Source organism: Alistipes sp. CAG:29, from assembly GCF_000435435.1.
In the GTDB taxonomy this organism is placed as follows: Bacteria; Bacteroidota; Bacteroidia; order Bacteroidales; family Rikenellaceae; genus Alistipes; species Alistipes onderdonkii.
Window position 1 is genome coordinate 1 of sequence record NZ_FR893404.1, and the last position, 745, is coordinate 745.

2 protein-coding genes are annotated in these 745 nt (G+C 46.3%); both read left to right on the forward strand.

What is annotated here, in order from left to right:
* The first annotated feature begins 175 nt into the window (after nucleotides 1-175).
* Nucleotides 176-436: a type II toxin-antitoxin system Phd/YefM family antitoxin gene (locus QVP03_RS01290; protein ID WP_014774403.1), complete on the forward strand. Its 261-nt coding sequence runs from the start codon at nucleotides 176-178 to the stop codon at nucleotides 434-436.
* Nucleotides 427-696, forward strand: a complete 270-nt coding sequence (locus tag QVP03_RS01295) for a Txe/YoeB family addiction module toxin (protein WP_014774404.1) — start codon at nucleotides 427-429, stop codon at nucleotides 694-696. Before QVP03_RS01290 ends, QVP03_RS01295 begins: the two co-directional genes overlap by 10 nt.
* Nucleotides 697-745 lie beyond the last annotated feature (49 nt).

Here is a 745-nt window from a genome sequence, read left to right on the forward strand (position 1 = left end):
ATCAACATCGCGTCCCGGCTGGTTAGAACCAGCCGGGACGCTTGTTTTTCGCGCCGCGCCTTGGGGGCGCGGTTGCTGGGAGCCTGATAGAATATTATTTCGGTTAGAAATTTGCATATGACACAATAAGTACGTATATTTGTACGTATTTAAGTACAAAATATAAAGTTGAGCAATGAGAACAGCAAACTATTCCGATTTAAGGCAGAATCTCAAAACCTATATAGATTCTGTTATCGAGGATTCGGATACGGTTATCATTAACCGCGGCGGGGGAGCCGGGGTCGTGTTGATGTCTTTGGATGAATATAACTCCATCAAGGAAACCGAGTATCTTATGAAATCCCCCGAGAATGTGAAGCGTATCAAAGCTGCCGAGCAGGAGATCCGCGACGGCAAAGGAAAGGTTATCGCTCCTGAAGATATATGGAAATAGTCTTTTCGGAACAAGCGCAGGCGGACATCGCTTTTTGGAAGAAAAGCGGCAACAAGGCGATTATGAATCGTATATCCGCATTACTGGCGGATATAGCGGAACATCCGTTCACCGGTATCGGTAAGCCAGAACCCCTGAAGTATGATCTGGCCGGGAAGTGGTCTCGGCGTATCAATACTGAACATCGCATCGTTTACTCGGTGCACGATGAAATGATCGAGGTCTATATCCTCTCGATGCGTTATCATTACAGTAAGTAATATTTTCTTCCCTTCACTCATCAACATCGCGTCCCGGCTGGTTAGAACC

Excerpts from the sequence above, each read along its gene's own strand:
- QVP03_RS01290 (WP_014774403.1), top strand. The coding sequence starts at position 176 with ATGAGAACAGCAAACTATTCCGATTTAAGGCAGAATCTCAAAACCTAT.
- QVP03_RS01295 (WP_014774404.1), top strand. The coding sequence starts at position 427 with ATGGAAATAGTCTTTTCGGAACAAGCGCAGGCGGACATCGCTTTTTGG.